Below are 15,571 nucleotides of genomic sequence, written 5' to 3'. Positions count from 1 at the left end.
GTCCGGGAGCGGGAGGGCGGGGCCCGGGTGAGGGAGGGCGGGGCCCGGGTGCGGGCCGGAAGAGTCCCGGAACGCGCTCGCGCGCGGCCGGATCGTCCGGCCACGCGCGAGCGGGGTGGTGGGTGGGGGAGGGGCGTTACGGCACGGTCGTCAGCGTGATCGTGCCGTCCGGCGCCGCCTCGACCCGCAGACGGGTGAGGTCGGGCACGTACGCGTCCGGCGCGAAGGCCGCCGCGCGCGGGCCCACGCCCACGACGCGCATGCCGGCCGCGCGGCCCGCCTGGATGCCGGCCTCGGAGTCCTCGAAGACCACGCAGTCCGCCGGGTCGAAGCCCAGCGCGGCCGCGCCCTTCAGGAAGCCCTCCGGGTCCGGCTTGCTGGCCCCGACGCTCTCGGCCGTGACCCGGGTCTCCGGCACGCGCAGCGCGGCCGCCCCCATGCGAGCCTGGGCGAGGGCCTCGTCCGCCGAGGTCACCAGGGCGTGCGGCAGGTCCGTGATCGCGGCCATGAAGGCGGGGGCGCCGGGGACGGGCACGACCCCGTCGAGATCGGCGGTCTCCTCGGCGAGCATGACCCGGTTGTCGGCGTGGTTCTCCTCCATCGGGCGGTCCGGGAGGAGGACGGCCATCGTCGCGTAGCCCTGGCGGCCGTGGACGACCTGGAGCACGGCGTCCCCGTCCAGGCCCTGCCGCTCGGCCCAGCGGCGCCAGCAGCGTTCGACGACGGCGTCCGAGTTGACGAGGGTGCCGTCCATGTCGAGGAGGAGGGCGCGGGCGGTGAGCGTTGCCGGGGTGGTGGCAGGCATCGGGTCTCCAGGAGGGGTGGTGCGGAGAACAAGGCGGACCCGCCCACCGGTCAGGGAGTGCGGGCGGGGCCACTTTGTTCTTCAACGATACAAAACCGGGGGCTGTCTTGGCCAGCCGGTCCGCTCCCCGTCCGCATCCTGGGACCGCCGACCGCCGACCGCCGACCGCCGACCGCCGACCGCCGACCGCCGACCGCCGACCGCCGACCGCCGACCGCCGACTGCCGAGCGCCGACCGCGCAGTCGCGTCTCCGGGCCCGCTCTCCGCGCGGCCACCCCCGCCCGCCGCCCGCGCGCGGCCCGGGCCCCGGGCCGGGCCGGAAGACCCCGCCGCTCAGTTCCCCGACTGCTCCCGCTCCAGCACCTCGCGCGTGCTCGGCCCGTACACGCCCAGCGGATCGCCCTGGATCGACCGCCAGCGCTGGAACTCCTCCACGGCCTCCCGGACCCTGTTGCCGTAGCGGCCGTCGACGGGGCCGAAGTACACCCAGGCGGCCCGCAGCCGCCGCTGGAGGTCCTCCACCTCGGGCCCCCGGTCGCCGTAGCTGAGGGTGGTGACCTCCGGCTCGGGCTCCTCCGTCTCCTCCGGGGCCAGTGAGGGCGTCGCGGTCGTCGCCGACGGCGCGGTCGTCGGCGACGCCGACGTCGTGACGGGGGGCGGGGCGGCCGGACCGGTCGACGCGCCGGGGCTCGCGGTGGCGCCGGAGGAGGCCGAGGCGGAGGGGGTGGCCGTGGCGGACGGGGACGCCGAGGGCGACGCGGACGTCCGGCGCGGGGTCGGGGACGACGACGTCGGCTCCGGGCTCCCGGAAGAAGAGGAGGGGGACGGCTCCTCGGACACGCCCAGGTTCAGGGACGCGCTCGTCGTCACCTCGGGCACGGCCGCCCGGTCGTCCGTCCCGCCCCCGCCGAGGGCGGCCGCCGCCAGGGCCGCCGTGCCCGCCACGGCGACGGCGGCCACCACCGCGATCACCGCGCCGCGCCCGCGGCCCCGCGGCCGGTCCCCGCCGGGCGGGGGCGGCACCTCGCCGACCCCGCGCAGCAGCAGCGGCATCGTCTCGGAGGGGTCGCCCCCGGCGCCGGGGTGCGCGCCCGCGGCCGGCACCGGTGCGGGGCCGCCGCCGGCCGGGCGGCCCGCCGGGTAGTCCTCCGGACGGACCGCCGCCAACCGGGCGGTCGGCGGGTCCGCGTCGGCGCCCCCCGCACCGTACGTCCCCGCCTCCGCCCCGTACGCCTCCGCGCCGCGACTCCCGGCCCCCGCCCCGTACGCCTCCGCGCCGTGCGACCCCGGCCCGGCCCCGTACGCCTCCACGCCGTGCGACCCCGGCCCGGCCCCGTACGCCTCCGCTCCGTACGCCTCCGCCCCCGCGTCCTCCGCCGCGTCCAGCGTCACGTACGGCCGGATCCGCAGCGGATCGAAGTCCTCGGCCGCCGCCAGTTCGGCCCGGGCGCAGGCGCAGCCGGGTCTGTGTATACCGCATTCAGGACAGACGTGTCCGGTCATGATGAGTCCCCTCCCCGATACAACTGCGAGCGATTATGCAGCCCACCCCCTCCCGGCGGGGGAACAGGCGTGCCCCTCCGCAGGCCATAACCGGACATTCGGATCAGGATGGAGAAGCCGCCCGAGGAGAAGAGCCGCACCGGAGACTCCGCGAAGCCGCCGAAGGCTCCGAGAACGCTCCGAGAAGACGCCGAGGAGACGCCCATGGCCCAGGACCTACGCCCGTCCCCGCCCGGCGGCGCCCCCGCGCCCGGGGACGGGCAGCGCCACAGCACCGTCCTCGTCGCGATCGGCGCGCTGCTGCTCGGCATGCTGCTCGCCGCACTCGACCAGACCATCGTCTCCACCGCCCTGCCGACCATCGTCAGCGAGCTCGGCGGCATGGAACACCTCTCCTGGGTGGTCACCGCCTACATGCTGGCGTCCACCGCCGCCACCCCCCTCTGGGGCAAGCTCGGCGACCAGTACGGACGCAAGAAGCTCTTCCAGGCGGCCATCGTCATCTTCCTCATCGGCTCCGCCCTCTGCGGCATCGCCCAGAACATGCCCCAGCTCATCGGCTTCCGCGCGCTCCAGGGCCTCGGCGGCGGCGGGCTCATGGTCCTGTCCATGGCGATCGTCGGCGACCTCGTCCCGCCCCGGGAGCGCGGCAAGTACCAGGGCCTCTTCGGCGCCGTCTTCGGCGCCACCAGCGTCCTCGGCCCCCTCCTCGGCGGCCTCTTCACCGAGCACCTCTCCTGGCGCTGGGTCTTCTACATCAACCTGCCGATCGGGGTCGTCGCCCTCTTCGTGATCGCCGCCGTGCTCCACATCCCGGTCCGCTCCACGAAGCACACCATCGACTACCTCGGCACCTTCCTCATCGCCTCGGTCGCCACCTGCCTGGTCCTCGTCGCCTCCCTCGGCGGCACCACCTGGGCCTGGGGGTCGCCGCAGATCATCGGCCTCGCCGTCCTCGGAGCCGTACTCCTCGTCTGGTTCGTGCGCGTGGAGCGGCGGGCGGCCGAGCCCGTGCTGCCGCTCAAGCTGTTCCGGATCCGGACCTTCACCCTCGTCTCCGTCATCAGCTTCGTCGTCGGCTTCGCGATGTTCGGCGCGATGACCTACCTGCCGACCTTCCTCCAGGTCGTGCAGGGCGTCACCCCGACCATGTCCGGCGTCCACATGCTGCCCATGGTCCTCGGCCTGCTGCTCACCTCCACCGCCTCCGGCCAGGTCGTCAGCCGCACCGGCCGCTGGAAGGTCTTCCCCGTCGTCGGCACCGCCCTCACCGCCATCGGCCTGCTCCTCCTCCACCGGCTCACGGAGACCAGCTCCACCTGGGAGATGAGCGCGTACTTCTTCGTCTTCGGCGCCGGACTCGGCCTCGTCATGCAGGTCCTCGTCCTCGTCGTGCAGAACGCCGTCTCCTACGAGGACCTCGGCGTCGCCACCTCCGGAGCCACCTTCTTCCGCTCCATCGGCGCGTCCTTCGGCGTCGCCGTCTTCGGCACGATCTTCACCAACCGGCTCACCTCCAAACTGGAGGACGTCTTCGCCGCCGCGGGACCCGGCCTGCCGCCCGGCACCGGCCCCGGGGAGGTCGCCGCCGACCCGCGCGCCGTCGCCCAGCTCCCGCCCGAGCTGCGCCCCTCCGTGCTCCACGCGTACGCCACGTCCATCACCGACGTCTTCCTGTACGCGTCGCCCGTCGTCCTCGTCGCCTTCGTCGTCGCCTGGTTCCTCAAGGAGGATCCGCTCCGCACCTCGGTCACCGCGCCCGACACCACGCAGACCCTCGCCTCCAACCCGGTCGAGCGCTCCTCGTACGACGAGTGCGCCCGCGCGCTGTCCGTCCTCGGCTCCCGCGAGGGGCGCAAGGCGGTCTACGTGAAGATCACCGAGCGCGCCGGGCTCGACCTGCTGCCCGCCGCGAGCTGGCTGCTGCTGCGCGTCCGCCGGCACGGCACCGTGGAGCCCGCCCGGCTCGCCGAGACCACCCCCGTGCCGCTGCGGGCGATCACCGAGGCCTCCCGGCAGGTGGAGGAACGGCACCTGGTCTCCCGCGAGGGCGTCCAGCTGATCCTCACCGAGGAGGGCGTACGGGTGACCACGCTGCTCGCCAAGGCCCGGGAGGACTCGCTCGCCGAACTCCTCGGCGACTGGTGGGGACCCGAACGGCCCACCGACCTGGTGAAACTCGTGGAGGAGCTGACGGCCGAACTGAGCGGCTCGGACGCGGAACGCCCCCGCATGTCGGAACCGCCCCGCGACCACCACGCGTGAACGGAAGAACGGGTCAGAGTTCCTTGCCGTACCAGACGTCCATGTACGGGCCGGTGCAGTACGCCGGTATCTCCGCGTACCCGTGCCGCACGTACACGGTCCGCGCCTCGATCAGGTCCAGGCGCGTGTTGAGGACCATCCGGCGGGCGCCGAGCGCGCGGGCCGCGTCCTCCAGGGCGTCCATCAGGAGCCCTGCGCCGCCCCGGCCGCGGAACGCGGGCCGCAGGTAGACCCGGGTCAGCTCGGCCCGGCCCCCTTCGAGGAGGAGCACCCCGCCGCACCCGGCCGGCTCGCCCCCGAACCGGGCGGTCCGGAAGTCCCCGGTCGGCGGCGCGAGCAGCCCGGCCCCGTCGTCCGTCAGCCCCTCGTCGATCTCGGCCGCCGTCGCGGGCCGCTTCCAGTACCGGCTCGCGACCTCGTCGTAGTAGTCGCGGCGCAGGGCGGTGGCGTCGGGGGTGTCGACGCGCTCGGGGGAGAAGGTCCAGGTCACGCGCGCCATTGTGGGACGCGCGCGACCTCCGGCGCAGCCGGGTTTTCCGGCTCAGGCCTTCGGGGAGGCCTGCTGGACGACCTCGAACGACCACAGGGCCGACCCGGACGCGGCGGGCTTCGGCCGCTCGCCGCCGCCCTCGCCGCCACCCTGGTGGGCGGCCCGCATGGAACCGTTCATCCAGTTCTGGAAGTCCTCCTCGCTGCGCCAGCGGGTGTACACCAGGTACTGGTCGGTGCCTTCGAGCGGCCGCAGCAGCTCGAACCACTCGAAGCCGTCGGACCCCTCCACGGCCCCGGCCCGCGAGGCGAAGCGCTGTTCGAGCACCTCGCGCTGCTCGGCCGGCACGGTCAGGACGTTGATCTTCACGATGCTCATGGAGGCAGGATATGACCCGCACTCCCCCCGCCCTTCCGGCGGACACGGTACGGACCCTGGCCGCGCGCTGGCTGTCCCGGCTCGGGGACGGGGACTTCGTCGTCTCGCCGGTCGGGTTGTGGCTGGCGCTCGGGGCCGTCGCTGCCGGGGCGCGGGGGCGGACCGGCGGGGAGTTGCGCGAGCTGCTCGGGGTCGAGGGGGAGGCGGCGGCCGGGGCCGTGACCGGGGTCGGGCGGCGGCTCGCGGGGACGGGCGGGGTCGCGGTGGCCACCGGGGTGTGGGCCCGGGCGGCGGTGCGCGAGGAGTTCCGGCGGGCGCTGCCGGGCGTGCGGTTCGGGGAGTTGGGCGGGGACGCCCAGGGGGAGCTCGACGCGTGGGTGCGGGAGGCCACCGGCGGGCGGATCGACGGGCTGCCGCTCGGGCTCGACGGCTCCGAGGAACTGGTCCTGCTCAACGCCCTGGCGTTGAAGGCCTCCTGGGCGGTGGCCTTTCCCCGGCACCTCACCCGTGACGAGCCCTTCACCGACGGGGACGGCGTCACCCGGCCCGTGCCGACCATGCGGCGGCGGATCCCGGCCGCCTCCGTCCGGTCCGCGGGCGGGGTCACCGTCGTGGAGCTGCCCTGCGCCGGGGAAGGGGCCGCCCTGGTGCGGTTCGCGCTCGGGCCCGAGGGGGCCGGGCCCGGCGAGGTGCTGCCCGCCGCCTGGGCCGGGACCGGGGAGCCGCTCGCCGCCGACTCGGCCGACCTCCTCCTGCCGCGCTTCACCCTCCGTACGAGGACCGGGGCGAAGGCGCACCTGGCGGCGCTCGGTCTCGACCGGGCCCTGCGGCCCGGGGCCGACTTCTCCGGCCTCTCCCCGGACGGCCTCTTCATCGACGAGGTGGTGCAGGAGGCGCTGGTCGAGGTCGCCGAGGAGGGCGTCGAGGCGGCGGCCGTCACCCAGGTCAGGATGGCCCGGAGCGCGGCCCCGCCCCGCCCCGGGACGGTGGAGCGGATCGCCTTCGACCGGCCCTTCGGCGTCGTCGTCCTCGACGCCGGGGGCGAACTGCCGCTCTTCGCGGGGTGGCGGCGGAGCGTGCCGTCCGTCGGGGGTTAGGCCGTTTCCTTCGGCGCCGGCCGGGATCGCCCGGACGCCCCCCTAGTCGGGGAAGGAGAAGTAGAGCGCGTCGCTGTAGAAGGACGCGAAGTGCTTCTGCCAGTCGGCCCGGACCGAGGCCAGCCAGGCGTCGTTCCGGCCGGCGAGCGCCGCCTCCGCCTCGGCGACGGCTTCGGGGATGTCCCCGGACACCAGGCTCCGCACGCTCGCCGCCGGGTCGTCGTCCGTCATCGAGACGATCTCCCCGGTCTCCAGGACGAAGTGCTTCGCCCGCTGCTTCTGGAGGTGGGCCGTGGTCCTGGCGACGCATTCGGCGAACTCGGCGTCGTCCTCAAGGCCTTCGCCGACCGCGCGCAGGAGGTCGAGGAGGAGGGCCGCCCCGGCGGCGTAGTCCGCGGCGATGCCGATCGGGGGGTTCCAGATCATGGACGGGACGATCGTCGTTCCGCGCCCCACCAGGAGTTTGTGCGCGAGCGGTATGTCCCAGTTGTGCTCCGATACGCATCGGATCGGCCGGGGGAGCTCCGCCTCGCTCGGCATCGAGTCCGCGGAGTAGAGGTATGAACGGTTCGCCATGGCGGCGACGTTAACACCGGGCACCGACAACGCCGTCCGGTGCCGGGACGGGGAGCGGCACCGACCGGTCGGTGCCGCTCCCCGTCCCGGCCCGCCGCTCCGGGCGGTCCGGGCGTGAACGTCTCAGTCGACCACGCGGGCGACCAGCAGGCCGTCGTAGCCCTTCGTGCCGACCGTCTGGAACGCCGTCGCGTCCAGGCGCGGTTCGCGGGCGACCAGGTCGAACATCTCGCGGGTGCCGGTGACGGCGGGGTCGTCCGGGTGGGCGGTGGCGACCTTGCCGCCCCGTACGACGTTGTCGACGACGATGACCGTGCCCGGCCGGGAGAGCTTCAGGGCCCACTGCACGTAGTGCGGGTTGTTGACCTTGTCCGCGTCGACGAAGACGAGGTCGAAGGGGCCCGCGCCCTCCGCGTCGAGCCGGGGCAGGCTGTCCAGGGCCGGGCCCGTGCGGACCTCGACGAGCTTGTCGAGGCCGGCGCGGGCGAGGTTGGAGCGGGCGACGTCCGCGTGCGCCGGGTCGTACTCCAGGGTGATCAGGCGCCCGTCGGCGGGCAGCGCGCGGGCCAGCCAGATCGTGCTGTAGCCGCCGAGGGTGCCGATCTCCAGGATGTTCCGGGCGCCCTGCACCCGGGCGAGGAGGTGGAGCAGCTTGCCCTGGTTGGGGGCGACGGCGATCTCCGGCAGGCCGGCCGCCGTCGAGGCGGCGAGCGCGGCGGACAGCACCTCGTCGTCCGGGGCGAGCAGTTCGGTGAAGTAGCGGTCGACGTCCGTCCATTGAGGATTGGTCATGCGGCCGAACGTACACCCGCCACGGGGGCGCGGCGGCGTCGCGACGCACGCACGGCCGGGAGCGCCGCGACCGCCACGAGCAGCGGGCCTCCGCCCGCCGTCAGGAGCCAGACCGGGACGCCGCCCGCGACGGTCAGCAGCCGGTCGGTGTACACGACTTCGCGGTACGGGGTGTCGGCGACCCGCCGCAGGCGGTGGTCGTCGTCGATCCGCTCCGGCCGGGGGAACCTCTGCTCCAGGACCGTCAGATGGACCGGCCGGTCGCCCGCGAGCGCGGCCACGGCGCCCCCGGGCCGCTCGATCCGCCCGGCGAAGGTCACCTCGGGCCGGTCGCCGCCGATGGCGGAGCGGGGCTCCATCCGGTGGTCGGCGAGGATGGACAGGCCCAGCGTCTGGGGGGTCTTCGCGAGCCGTGAGAGCCGCATCGGGTAGACCGGTTCGGGCGTGGTGAAGGCGATGCGCGGCGGGGTCGGCTCGCCCCGGAGGACGGAGCCCTCCTCCTCGGGCGCGAGGCGGACCGCGACGTACTCCCACGTCCGCTCGACGTACGGCCGGAGCGCGCCGGTCAGCCGGTCGGGCAGGTCGAAGCCGTTCGTGCGCAGCCAGTCGCCGAGCGCGTCCGGGTCGGTGGCGGTCAGCCGGGCCACGTCGAAGGGGCCGAGCCGCTCGCGGCCGACGACGCCGACGCCGGTGACCGCGCCGGGCGTCGCCCCGGCCCCGTCGCCGTGGTCGGTGTCGAACGGCCAGTCGTCCTCGCGCGGCCAGAAGTGGAAGCGGTCGCGCCGCTCGGGCGCGGTGAGCCGGGCGATCTCGTCGAACAGCTCCGGGTCGCCGAGGGAGACGGCGGCCCGGCTCGGCACCGGCATGATCCAGGCCGCCCGCTCCGCGTCCCCGTGCACGCTGAAGCGCATCACGATCGTCTCGGTGCGCCCGTCCCAGCGGACGGCCGACTCCTCGCGGTCGACGCCGATCCGCCGCGACCCGTCCGGGATCATGGCGCCGCAGCCGCAGGCGTACGCCGGTGCGACGAGCGAGCCGGCCTGGAGCGCGAGCAGCGCGACGAAGGCCGTCAGGACTCTTCTGATCAGGATGCCGTGTGCCCCCCGCATGACAGCTCGGACGTGCGGGGAGGGGGCCGGTTCCGCGCGGCCGTCCCCGGGAACGCCGCAGGCCCCGCCCCTCCGTGAGGAGGGCGGGGCCTCGCGTGTGCGCGCCTGCGCGGTGGCGGGACTCTTAGTACCAGCCGTTGGCCTGCCAGAACGCCCAGGCGGCGTTCGGGGAGCCGTAGCGCTCGTTCATGTAGTTGAGACCCCACTTGATCTGGGTGGCGGGGTTCGTCTTCCAGTCGGAACCGGCCGAGGACATCTTCGAGGCCGGCAGGGCCTGGACCAGGCCGTAGGCGCCGCTGGAGGAGTTGGTGGCCTTGTGGTTCCAGCCGGACTCGTGGGCCACGATCTTGCTGAAGGACGCGTACTGCGAGGCGGGAACGATCTGACGCGCGACATCCTGCGGGCTGGCGGCCGAGGCCGAGCCCGTCGTGCCGAGCACCGCACCCGACGCACCCAGCAGCACGGCTGCGGAGGCGGCGAAGGTCTTCTTGCGGGCGGCGACACGAGTGGTGAGCGAGCGGATCAAGGTTTCTACCTAACTTCGGGGACAGAGGCCGCGCCGGGCGTTTTCGGCAAGCCGGAACCAGGGCCCGGGAGACCCGGGAACTGGGGGAACCGGCCGGCCCGAGGCGCTGCGGTGAGCACCGGCTGCCTGGCGACGTCCACCAGACAACCAGGGCCGGAACGCCGATGCAACGACCCCCTGTACGAGGAAGGTTCGGACCCGGGAGGAAGGTCCCGGGGGGTGGGTGGGGGCCGTTTCCGCAGGTGATGGGAGGGTCTGGAGGACTTTGGGCGGTTGTGTACGTCTACTATTCCGGTTCGTACGTGACCTGGGTCCTGTGGGGCGCCTCACTCGCGGGGGCCCCTTCCGGGCCCTCGAATGTGACCCGGGCCTCGAAGTTCGCCCGTCTCGTCGCCCGCCGCAGCGCCCTCAGGAGCGTGCCGCCGACCGTCAGCGTGAGGACGACGGTGAGCACGGCCCGGCCGAGGTCCCAGCCGAGGGAGGTGGCGGTGACGTAGGCGAGGAAGCGGACCAGGTTCTCGTGGAGCGGGGCGCCCGGCTGGAAGGAGATCCCGCTGCTCAGGCCCTGGAGCAGGACCCAGCCCTGGAGGTTCATGAGCGTGCCGTACGCGAACGCCGCGACGAAGCCGTACGCGGAGAGCATCAGGAGCTCGCCCCGGCCCCGCAGCGTCCGCTGCCCCGGCAGCAGCCCCGCCCCCATCGTGAACCAGCCCATCGACAGCATCTGGAACGGCATCCAGGGGCCCACACCGCCCGTGAGCAGGGCGGACGCGAACATCGTCACCGCGCCGAGGACGAAGCCGAAGCCCGGGCCCAGGACCCGGCCGCTCAGCACCATCAGGAAGAACATCGGCTCCAGGCCGGCCGTCCCCGCCCCCAGCGGGCGCAGCGCCGCGCCCACGGCGGCGAGCACCCCCAGCATCGCGACCGCCTTCGCGTCCATGCCGGAGTCCGCGATCGTCGCCACCACCACCGCGACGAGCAGCGGCAACAGGGCCGCGAACAGCCACGGAGCGTCACCGGCGTGTGACGTCACCGCCGAGCCGGCGTCCGCGAACAGCGGCCAGCAGAAGGCGCCGATCCCGATCAGGGAGACGAGGAGGAGGGCGGCGACCGAGCGGGGGCCGAGGCGGAGGGGACGGGCGCTCACCGCGTCTCCCCCGTTTTCTTCAGGGCCCGCTCCACCTGCTCGACCGTGAGCCACGGCTGGGGGGCCAGGATCTTGGCCACCTGCGGCGAGAACGCGGGCGAGGAGACCACGACCTCGGCCGTCGGGCCGTCCGCGACCACCTCGCCGTCCGCGACGATCACCACCCGGTGGGCCAGCTCGGCCGCCAGCTCCACGTCGTGGGTGGCGAGCACGATCGCGTGCCCGTCCGCCGCGAGGCCCCGCAGGTGCTCGACCAGGCGGGCCTTGGCCGCGTAGTCCAGGCCCCGGGTCGGCTCGTCCAGGAGGAGCAGCGGCGGGCGGCCGGTCAGGACGACGGCCAGGGCGAGGGCGAGGCGCTGGCCCTCGGACAGGTCCCGGGGGTGCGTGTCGTCCGCGACGCCCGGCAGCAGCTCGGACACCAGGGCCCGGCAGGTCCCGTCCGCCGCGCCCGCGTCCGCGTCGGCCGCCGCGCACTCGGCGGCGACGGTGTCCGCGTACAGCAGGTCCCTCGGCTCCTGCGGCACCAGGCCGACCTGCCGGATCAGCTCGCGGGGGTCGGTGGCGTGCGGGGCCCGGCCCGCGATCCGGACGGTGCCGGAGGTGGGGGCGACCATGCCGACGAGGGCGGCCAGGAGCGTCGACTTCCCGGCGCCGTTCCGTCCCATGAGGGCGACGGTCTCGCCGGGGTCGACGCGGAGGTCGATCTTGCGGAGGGCCTCTACGCGGGCGCGGCGGACGTGGAGGGAGTCGGTGAGGACGAGGGGGGTGGTGGGGGGCGTGTCGGTGGTCTGTTGCGGTCGGCGTCGCGGGAACAGGGAGAAGCCCCCACCCCTCCCCCCACGCCCGAGGGCGCGGGGGGACCCCCGCTTCCCGAAACGGGGGTCCGGGGCGGAGCCCCGGTCACGGGGAGGGGAGGGGTGGGGAAAGGGCCCCGCGGGGATCCCCGCGGGGACCAGCGGCTCCAGGCGCTCCTTCAAGCCTCCCGCCCTCCGTCGCGCGTCCCGCACCGTCAGGGGCAGCGGGGTCCAGCCCGCGAGGCGGCCCAGGGCGACCACCGGGGGGTGGACGGGGGAGACGGACATGACGGCGGACGGCGGACCCATGACCGCCTCCGGGAGGAGGAGGACCCGGTCGGCGTACTGGACGACGCGTTCGAGGCGGTGTTCCGCGAGGAGGACCGTCGTGCCGAGGTCGTGGACCAGGCGCTGGAGGACCGCGAGGACGTCCTCCGCCGCCGACGGGTCGAGCGCGGAGGTCGGCTCGTCGAGGACGAGGACCTTGGGGTGCGGGGTGAGGACGGAGCCGATCGCGACCCGCTGGCGCTGCCCGCCGGAGAGCGTCGCGATCGGGCGGTCGCGGAGTTCGGCGAGGCCCAGGAGGTCGAGGGTCTCCTCGACCCGGCGCCGCATGACGCCGGGCGCGAGCCCCAGGGACTCCATGCCGTACGCGAGCTCGTCCTCGACGGTGTCGGTGACGAAGTGGGCCGACGGGTCCTGCCCCACCGTGCCCACCACGTCCGCCAGCTCGCGCGGCGGATGCGTCCGGGTGTCGCGGCCGTCGACCGTCACCCGGCCGGTCAGCGTGCCGCCCGTGAAGTGGGGGACCAGGCCCGAGACCGCGTTCAGGAGGGTCGACTTGCCCACGCCCGAGGGGCCCACCAGGAGGACCAGTTCGCCTTCCGGGACGGTGAGGTCGAGGTTCCGGAGCGTCGGTTCGGCGTCCTCCTCGTACCTCACCGAGACGTTCTCGAAGCGGATCACGGGTTCTCCTCGGGTACGGGGGCCACGAACGCCGGCACCAGGCCCGCCAGGATCGACAGCGCGGGCAGCAGCGGCAGCTCCGGGGCCTTCAGGGGGACGACCCCGGGGTGCAGCGCCTCCGGGGCGTACGCGTTGGCCCGGATCATCAGGACCGCGACCGCCACCCCGGATCCGGCCACCAGCCAGGACCGGGCGCCCCAGCGGTCGGGCCGGTACCGGGTCCGTACGGTCCGGCGCCCGCCGAGCCGGAGCCCGGCGACGGCGGCGAGCAGCCCGGCGCCGAGCAGCGGGAGCCCGTACCCCGCGCCCTCCGCCGCGAGCAGCCCGTACGAGCCGGCGCAGATGCCGAGGAGCCCGCCGAGGGTCAGGACGTTCGTGGTGCGGCGCACGGACGCCGGGACGTGGGCCGTGCGCCCGTAGCCCCGCGCGTCCATCGACGCCGCCACCGCGACGGAGCGTTCGAGGGCGCCCTCCAGGACCGGCAGGCCGATCTGGAGGACCGCCCGGACCCCGCCCGTGGAGCGGCCCCGCAGCCGGCGGGCGGTCCGCAGCCGGACCACGTCGGCGACCATGTTCGGCGCGAAGGTCATCGCCACGACGACGGCGACGCCCGCCTCGTACAGCGCCCCCGGCAGCGACTTGAGCAGCCGCGCCGGGTTGGCGAGCGCGTTCGCGGCGCCCACGCAGATCAGCAGGGTCGCCAGCTTGGCGCCGTCGTAGACCGCGAACAGCAGTTGTTCGGCCGTCACCCGGCCGCCGATCCGCACCCCCTGCGCCCACTCGGGCAGCGGCACCTCGGGCAGGGTGAAGAGCAGGTGCGTGCCCGGGATCGGGGAGCCCAGGAGGAGGGAGAAGACGACGCGGAGGGCCACGACGAACAGGCCCAGCTTCACGAACGCGCCGTACGAGCGGGCCCAGGGCGCGTCCGTGCGGCGGGCCGCGACGACGTAGCCCGCGACGCCGACGACCAGGCCGAGCAGGAGCGGGTTGGTGGTGCGGGAGGCGGCGACGGCCAGGCCGAGCGCCCACAGCCACCACGCGCCCGCGTGGAGGGCGTTGGCCCGGGTCGCGACGGGAGCCGAGAGGGCGTCGAGCGTGCTCCGGAGCGCGCCGCGGGCGGGGGCGGTGCTCATCCGCGGCGGCGGGCCTTCCAGATCGCGGCCCCGCCGAGCGCCAGGACGGCCGCCCCGCCGACGAGCGCGCCGACGGACGGACCGCCGTCGTCGCCGTCCCGCTTCTTCGCGGCGGTGGGGGAGGCCGCGGCCGTGGGCTCCTCGCCGACCTCCTCGCCGCAGCCCCGCGCCGGATGGCCGGCGATCCCGCACAGCATGGCCCCGCTGCCGTACCGCAGCGGCTTCGCCACGGCGGCCAGCGCCTCCGCGCCGGTCGCGTCGGGGCGGACCTGCGCGCAGCCGGTCGTGACCCGCTTCGCCGGCGGGGTCTCGCCGGGCGGGGCGTCGGCCGGGCCGCCGAAGTCGACGACGACCGCGACCCGCTTCGTGCCGTCCTTCGCCGCCACGTCCCCGCAGATCCGGGTGAAGTCCGGGCCGGTGGTGGGTTTGGCGGTGTCGTCCGCCTCCGCGCTGACCGCGAAGCGGAAGCCGACCGCGTCGCCGTCGGCGGGCCGGGCGGTCGCCGGGCCCTGGGTGGCGTACGTCCAGGGTTTTCCGCCGTCGCTCTCCCAGTACGACCAGTAGCGGTAACCGGCGGCGTGCGCCGGGGCGGCCGCGACCCCGGCGAGGGTCAGCAGCGCCCCGGCCGCGGCGCCCGCGACCCTGGTGGTGGTCCTGACGGCGGTGGCGGTCACTTCCTGCGGCCGCTCACGAGGAAGCCGATGCCGACGCCGACGACCGTGCCGATGCCGATGATCCACCAGACGTCGAAGCCGGAGTCCTCGTCGTCGTCGCCGGTGGTGGAGGAGGCGGAGGTGTCGGGGCTCTTGGGCGCGGGTCCGGCGGCGTTGAGCTGCTCGACCAGGTCGATCGAGCCGAACTCGCGGGGGTCGGTCTCCGTCGCGCGGGCGGCCAGGACCAGCTGGGCGTAGGCGGCCGGGCCGCTCTCCTTCGCCCAGGCGCCGGAGTTCTTCTCCAGCCACTCCAGGGCGGGGAGGGCCTGCTTGGAGGCGCCGGCGGCGGAGAGCGCGACGACGGCGTCGGCGGTGTTGCCGAAGTCGGGCTGCTCGGCGGTGTCGGCGGCGCCCGGCATCGGCGGCTGGACGAGGTGGTGGGTCTTCGCGAGGGCCTTCGCCAGGTAGGACGCGCCGTTCAGGGCGGCCCGCTCGGAGGTCGGCTTCGACAGGTCGGTGCAGGCGGGCGCCTGGTCGGGGGAGGCCTTGGTGGCGACCATGCTCTTGCCGAGCCCGGCGAGGGTGGCGGCGGCGGTCGCGTCGGCGTTGGCGAACAGCTTCCCGGCCTTGTCGGGCTGGTACGCGAAGGCGCCGGGGCCCTCCTTGTCCGTGCAGGGCAGCGCGAAGGCGAGGAGCGCGTCGTAGGGGGTGCGGCCCCCGGCGGAGGTGAACGCGGTGGGGCGGGTGCCGGTCGCGGCGAGCGCGCCGACGACGACGGAGGTGGAGTTGGCGTCGCTGGCGCCGCCGGCGCCGTAGCCCCAGCCGCCGTCCTCGTTCTGTACGGACTTCAGCCAGTCGGTGCCGGCCTTGACGGCCCGGTCGGCCTTCTCGGGGGCGGCGCTCTGGCGGCGGACGGCGGCGAGGGCCTGGACGGCGACGGCGGTGGCGTTGGTGTCCCGCATCGTCTTCGCGTCGCACGGCTTCGCGGCGTCGGCGCGGTAGGAGGGGAAGGCGCCGTCGGCGCACTGCTGGCCGAGGAGCCACTCCACGGCCTGGTCGGCGGGCTGGTAGCCGGTGGCGCGCTGGGCGAGGAAGGCGAGCGACTGGCGCCAGACGCCGTCGTAGGTCGGGTCCTTCGTGCCGTACAGGCCGGCCGGGAGCTTCCCGGTGGAGGGGGTGGGGGAGGGGGCGGCGGAGGCCTGCCCGGCTGCTCCGGTGCCGAGTACGGCGGCGACGGCGGCGAGCGCGGCGGCGGCGCGGCGGACGGTGTTCATGGGGCCCTCTCCTGCGGCCGGGCACGGCACGCCTCAGGGCACCGGGCTCCGGCTCCGTA

The 15,571-nt window shown here is 75.1% G+C and carries 15 protein-coding genes; 2 read left to right on the top strand and 13 right to left on the bottom strand.

Translation table 11 applies throughout. The features are described 5' to 3' along the window. Positions 1-136: 136 nt before the first annotated feature. On the bottom strand, positions 137-805 hold the full coding sequence (locus ADL08_RS10405) for an HAD-IA family hydrolase (protein ID WP_053641791.1): 669 nt from the start codon (positions 803-805) through the stop codon (positions 137-139). 334 nt (positions 806-1,139) lie between these two features. Continuing rightward, complete coding sequence (locus ADL08_RS10400) at positions 1,140-2,309, bottom strand: peptidoglycan-binding domain-containing protein (RefSeq protein ID WP_053641790.1); 1,170 nt, start codon at positions 2,307-2,309, stop codon at positions 1,140-1,142. A 204-nt stretch (positions 2,310-2,513) separates the two neighbouring features. Between ADL08_RS10400 and ADL08_RS10395 the strand changes: the two genes are divergently transcribed. After that, positions 2,514-4,574 carry an MDR family MFS transporter gene (locus ADL08_RS10395; protein ID WP_053641789.1) on the top strand — a complete coding sequence of 687 codons (2,061 nt, stop codon included), beginning with the start codon at positions 2,514-2,516 and terminating at the stop codon, positions 4,572-4,574. A 13-nt stretch (positions 4,575-4,587) separates the two neighbouring features. On the opposite strand, the gene ADL08_RS10390 is transcribed toward ADL08_RS10395, so the two are convergent. Together ADL08_RS10390 and ADL08_RS10385 are read right to left on the bottom strand one after the other, a co-directional pair. Continuing rightward, positions 4,588-5,073 (bottom strand): GNAT family N-acetyltransferase, encoded by a 486-nt coding sequence (locus ADL08_RS10390; protein ID WP_053641788.1) that lies wholly within the window; start codon positions 5,071-5,073, stop codon positions 4,588-4,590. A gap of 42 nt (positions 5,074-5,115) precedes the next feature. Beyond that, positions 5,116-5,442, bottom strand: a complete 327-nt coding sequence (locus ADL08_RS10385) for an antibiotic biosynthesis monooxygenase family protein (RefSeq protein WP_053641787.1) — start codon at positions 5,440-5,442, stop codon at positions 5,116-5,118. An 11-nt stretch (positions 5,443-5,453) separates the two neighbouring features. On the opposite strand from ADL08_RS10385, the gene ADL08_RS10380 reads away from it, so the two are divergent. After that, complete coding sequence (locus tag ADL08_RS10380; RefSeq protein WP_053641786.1) at positions 5,454-6,539, top strand: serpin family protein; 1,086 nt, start codon at positions 5,454-5,456, stop codon at positions 6,537-6,539. A 42-nt stretch (positions 6,540-6,581) separates the two neighbouring features. Here ADL08_RS10380 and ADL08_RS10375 read toward each other — a convergent pair whose 3' ends face one another. From ADL08_RS10375 to ADL08_RS10335, 9 genes are all read right to left on the bottom strand, one after another. Next, entirely contained in the window at positions 6,582-7,115 is a 534-nt protein-coding gene (locus ADL08_RS10375; RefSeq protein WP_053641785.1) for a hypothetical protein, read from the bottom strand. Positions 7,116-7,238: 123 nt separating this feature from the next. Continuing rightward, a complete protein-coding gene (locus ADL08_RS10370; RefSeq protein WP_053641784.1) occupies positions 7,239-7,907 on the bottom strand; it encodes an O-methyltransferase in 669 nt (222 codons plus the stop codon). Continuing rightward, positions 7,904-9,016: a DUF2330 domain-containing protein gene (locus tag ADL08_RS10365; protein WP_053641783.1), complete on the bottom strand. Its 1,113-nt coding sequence runs from the start codon at positions 9,014-9,016 to the stop codon at positions 7,904-7,906. The genes ADL08_RS10370 and ADL08_RS10365 overlap by 4 nt, the downstream gene beginning before the upstream one ends. A 124-nt stretch (positions 9,017-9,140) precedes the next feature. Beyond that, positions 9,141-9,542: a transglycosylase SLT domain-containing protein gene (locus ADL08_RS10360; RefSeq protein ID WP_030208416.1), complete on the bottom strand. Its 402-nt coding sequence runs from the start codon at positions 9,540-9,542 to the stop codon at positions 9,141-9,143. A 286-nt stretch (positions 9,543-9,828) separates the two neighbouring features. Then, the gene (locus ADL08_RS10355; protein WP_053641782.1) at positions 9,829-10,692 is read right to left on the bottom strand and encodes an ECF transporter S component; all 864 of its coding nucleotides are present in this window, start codon (positions 10,690-10,692) and stop codon (positions 9,829-9,831) included. Next, the gene (locus tag ADL08_RS10350; protein ID WP_053641781.1) at positions 10,689-12,452 is read right to left on the bottom strand and encodes an ABC transporter ATP-binding protein; all 1,764 of its coding nucleotides are present in this window, start codon (positions 12,450-12,452) and stop codon (positions 10,689-10,691) included. The genes ADL08_RS10355 and ADL08_RS10350 overlap by 4 nt, the downstream gene beginning before the upstream one ends. Further along, complete coding sequence (locus ADL08_RS10345; RefSeq protein ID WP_053641780.1) at positions 12,449-13,585, bottom strand: energy-coupling factor transporter transmembrane component T; 1,137 nt, start codon at positions 13,583-13,585, stop codon at positions 12,449-12,451. Before ADL08_RS10345 ends, ADL08_RS10350 begins: the two co-directional genes overlap by 4 nt. Further along, a complete protein-coding gene (locus ADL08_RS10340; RefSeq protein WP_053641779.1) occupies positions 13,582-14,259 on the bottom strand; it encodes an SCO2322 family protein in 678 nt (225 codons plus the stop codon). The genes ADL08_RS10345 and ADL08_RS10340 overlap by 4 nt, the downstream gene beginning before the upstream one ends. Continuing rightward, on the bottom strand, positions 14,256-15,512 hold the full coding sequence (locus ADL08_RS10335; RefSeq protein WP_053641778.1) for a prenyltransferase/squalene oxidase repeat-containing protein: 1,257 nt from the start codon (positions 15,510-15,512) through the stop codon (positions 14,256-14,258). Before ADL08_RS10335 ends, ADL08_RS10340 begins: the two co-directional genes overlap by 4 nt. Positions 15,513-15,571: the final 59 nt, after the last annotated feature.

The organism is Streptomyces sp. NRRL F-6492 (assembly GCF_001280125.1).
Taxonomy (GTDB): domain Bacteria; phylum Actinomycetota; class Actinomycetes; order Streptomycetales; family Streptomycetaceae; genus Streptomyces.
Note: the sequence above shows the minus strand (reverse complement) of the source record. Positions and strands in the feature narration are given on the sequence as shown.